Annotated in this window: 2 protein-coding genes; one reads left to right on the forward strand and one right to left on the reverse strand. The window is 35.8% G+C overall.

Annotated features, from left to right (window positions below; all coding sequences use genetic code 11):
* Nucleotides 1-23 precede the first annotated feature (23 nt).
* Complete coding sequence (gene istB, locus M3210_RS19965) at nucleotides 24-746, forward strand: IS21-like element helper ATPase IstB (RefSeq protein ID WP_251518036.1); 723 nt, start codon at nucleotides 24-26, stop codon at nucleotides 744-746.
* A 51-nt stretch (nucleotides 747-797) separates the two neighbouring features.
* On the opposite strand, the gene M3210_RS19970 is transcribed toward istB, so the two are convergent.
* Nucleotides 798-1,145: hypothetical protein (locus M3210_RS19970; RefSeq protein WP_251518038.1), on the reverse strand; the 348-nt coding region annotated here is incomplete at its 5' end.

Consider the following 1,145-nt stretch of genomic DNA (forward strand, 5'->3'; position numbering starts at 1 on the left):
TACTGTGAAGGCAGGTGTTTAACGTGTCTGATGTGATTAGAGAGAAATGTAAATTACTCCGTTTAGCATATATTGCAGACCTGTATGAAAAAGTTCCTTTCGAGAATCCGGAACAATATTTAATGGATCTATTACAACAGGAAATAGAGTTAAGGGAAATCGCAAAAGGAGAACGTTTAATTAAAAAAGCAAAGTTTATGAATGAAAAGGAATTAGAGGATTATCAATGGGGCGACCATATTCACTTCCCATCTAATCTCGACAGAGATGGCCTTGAATCCCTTTCCTTTATCAAGAGAAAAGAGAATGTGATTTTATCAGGGGCACCAGGAACAGGAAAGTCGCATCTAGCGACAGCATTAGGTAGAAAAGCTTGTAGAAACGGATATGAGGTCCGTTTCTACAGAGTAGCTGATTTAATAGAGTTGTTGGAAAAGTCGTGGGAGGAAGGTCGATATCAAGCTCTACGCAATCGGTTTACTAAAGTTGATATGATCATTCTTGATGAAATGGGATATGTGCCATTTAGTAAGGATGGGGCTGAGTTACTATTTCAGTTGATTTCCGACTGGTATGAACAGAAAAGCCTTATCATTACGTCCAACCTGGAATTTAGTCAGTGGAATAAAATATTTGTGGACGCACGTCTCACAGCTGCCTTGGTGGATCGAGTCATTCATCACGCTCATATATTAAGTTTCACTGGTGATAGTTACCGCGTGAAATACGCTTTATCGAATAGTTAATTATAAAGAAAATAAGGGCTGGCAAAGTTCTAAACTTTTCATTGCATTCTTCTAAACTTTTTGCTTGCAAAATACAAATGCTTCTTTTTTTAGTTTTTCATGTTTTTCTTTTTCCTCTTGTGCTCTTAGTTCAGCTTCCATTTCACCTATTGTTTTTGAAAATAAATCACGTTGAAAACGATATTCTTTAAGACCTATTCTACCTTCCACGTATTCAATATACAATTGTATATTCCTTAACATTCCACCTAAATCGTATTTTTCCATCCCTCTTTCAAAATCCTCAAATTCTACAGGTTGGATGATCTTTTTTTTATATTTCTCAGAGTATACAAAATCATTAAATACATGAAGATACCCTGAAGCACCCATTTTATTCAAATCATACAATGCACCAAC

Origin of the sequence: Oceanobacillus luteolus, from assembly GCF_023715655.1 — a bacterium.
Lineage (GTDB): Bacteria > Bacillota > Bacilli > Bacillales > Amphibacillaceae > Oceanobacillus > Oceanobacillus luteolus.